General features: G+C 64.3%; 1 protein-coding gene. It reads left to right on the top strand.

Annotated features, from left to right (window positions below):
• Nucleotides 1-682 precede the first annotated feature (682 nt).
• Complete coding sequence (locus tag AB0M27_RS47300) at nucleotides 683-2,446, top strand: reverse transcriptase domain-containing protein (protein ID WP_365732390.1); 1,764 nt, start codon at nucleotides 683-685, stop codon at nucleotides 2,444-2,446.
• The last annotated feature ends 119 nt before the right edge of the window (nucleotides 2,447-2,565 follow it).

Raw genomic sequence — 2,565 nt, 5'->3', positions numbered from 1 at the left:
GATCGTGCGACACGAAAGCCGCTTGAGAAGAGCGGACTCACCGAAGGAGGATCGACTGATGTCGAAGGTGTAGCTCCCGAGCCAGTGCACAGGGCTCGTTTCCGCCTCAGCGTGCGTCGTGAGTAATCGCGGGGTGCGAAGCCTGGGGAAATGCCCAAGGATCCCCGTTCCATCCGGGGGTTACAGGCTGGGAAATGCCGGACGGGTGAATGCGAATGAACCCTTGATGATGCCTCGTCATGAGCACTCTCGCCGATGGGTCGTTTCAGCGAGAGATAGGGACTGGCCGTTGGAAAGCGGCAGGCGCCGACTGGGGAAATCTGGCCGGTCGGGAGTGCACCGCCGTCCCCGGGGTGCAGAGGGCGCCCTCACCGGCAGCATCTCTCTCATGCGGAACGTGACAACCCCGATGGAGTCCAGGCAAAGCAGTTCTGGCCTGGTAAGCCAACCGCAAGGAAGGCCCAACTCTCCAGCGGGCGCAGGAAGACCCAGCAAGCGAATGCCGGTAGCCGAAAGGCAGCAGGAAACCGGGAACCGCATGCCGACACCTCCGTCGGCGGTTCCCGCATAACTGGCCGGATAGGGGCCGATGTCCCGGCCTGAAAGGGCGCTGACGTGGGTCTGGTGAGTCTGTGAAGAACGATGACCGAGGACACCGGAACCGAAGGACAAGTTGGACGCCATGACGACACACACGGCCGGGGCGGCGCAAGCCGCAGCGACTACCGTCACCGTGGCGAACGGACCGGAGGACGAGATCACCGACTGGCCGTCGATCGACTGGCGGAGGGTCGAGGACGACGTACGGCGTCTGCGGCAGCGCATCTTCACGGCATCGCAGGCAGGAGACCTGGCCAAGGTCAGGAATCTGCAGAAGTTGATGCTCCGCTCCCGCGCCAACACACTCGCGAGTGTGCGGCGGGTCACGGAGGTCAACGCTGGCCGCAAGACGGCGGGCATCGACGGGAAAGTCGTGCTACTGCCCCAGGGAAAGGCCGAACTGGCCGACTGGATGCAGCATGACGCGGCCCCGTGGAAGCCCAAGCCCGCCAAGCGGGTGTACATAGCCAAGGCGAATGGAAAACAGCGCGGCCTCGGAATTCCCGTGATCGCTGACAGATGCCTTCAAGCTCTGACACTGAACGCACTGGAACCCGAGTGGGAAGCACGGCTGGAGCCGAAAGTCTATGGTTTCCGTCCAGGCCGTGGCTGTCATGACGCGATCGTGGCAATCCACACGACGGCGAGCGGCAAGAATGCCAAACGCCTATGGGTGCTCGACGCCGACTTGAAAGCGGCATTCGACCGCATCGACCACGATCACCTGCTCACAACATTGGGCACCTTTCCCGGAAGGGGAATGATCGCTGGATGGCTGAAGGCGGGTGTGGTCGAGAAAGGTTGGTTCACCCCCACGGTGGAGGGAACTCCCCAGGGCGGGGTGATCAGTCCCGCGTTGTTGAACATCGCCTTGCACGGAATGGGAAAGGCTGCTGGAGTCCGCTACCAGAATCTCGGCAGTGATGCCACGATTCTGGCGCGCGATTCTCCGGTTCTGGTCGTCTACGCCGACGACCTTCTCGCCCTGTGTCATTCTCGGGAACAGGCCGAGCAGGTCAAGGCGCGGCTGACTGTGTGGCTCGCGCCCCGGGGCCTGGCCTTCAACGAGGACAAGACGCGCATTGTCCACCTCGATGAGGGCTGCGACTTCCTGGGGTTCAACATCCGACGCTACCGCAGCAAGTTGCTGACCAAACCGAGCAACGCGGCCCTGCGGCGGATCCGGGAACGGCTTGCCGCCGAGGTGCTGGCCCTGCGAGGGGCCAACGCCGACGCGGTGATCGCCAAGCTCAACCCGATCATCAAGGGCTGGGCTGCCTACTACCGGATCGGGGTGTCCAAGCGGGCGTTCAACTCGCTGGACGCCTACGTGTGGAGACTGGTCTACAAGTGGGCCAAGTTCTCCCACCCGAACAAGCCGATGCGCTGGGTGACTGCCCGGTACTTCGGCATGTTCAACCCGTTCAGGCAGGACACATGGGTATTCGGGGACCGCACCAGCGGTTTCTACCTCTACAAGTTCGCCTGGACGCCGATCGTCCGGCACCGGATGGTGCCAGGAAGGGCGTCGACCGACGATCCCGCCCTGGCCGACTTCTGGGCCAAGCGGCGCCGCCGCGGCAAACTCCCGCTGGGCAAGGGCACCTTGCATCTGTTGCAGATGCAAGACGGCCGATGTCCGCTCTGCGGAGGGCTGCTGCTGCACGCCGACCACGAGCCGCAAACTCCCGACCAGTGGGAGCAGTGGCTCAAGGTCACCCGCATCGCGATTCGCAAACACGCGGTCACCCCCGAAGCGGGCCACGGCAAGCCGGACAAACCCGCCGCCTCACGCCTGACACACACCCACTGCCGACGTCGGCTGGCCACTGGCCCCGGCCGGTGACCAGCACTTCTGTTCGCCCGCGAGCCCAAGGGGCTTGCTTGAGCCGGTTGCCTGGAAAGCGGGCACGGCCGGTTCTGAGGGGGGACCGCTGCAGCAATGCAGCGGTCCTACCCGACGAG

It is taken from the genome of Streptomyces sp. NPDC052107, from assembly GCF_040680215.1.
Classification (GTDB): domain Bacteria; phylum Actinomycetota; class Actinomycetes; order Streptomycetales; family Streptomycetaceae; genus Streptomyces.
This window is presented reverse-complemented; position numbering and strand designations above follow the sequence as displayed.

Excerpts from the sequence above, each read along its gene's own strand:
- AB0M27_RS47300 (WP_365732390.1), top strand. The coding sequence starts at position 683 with ATGACGACACACACGGCCGGGGCGGCGCAAGCCGCAGCGACTACCGTC.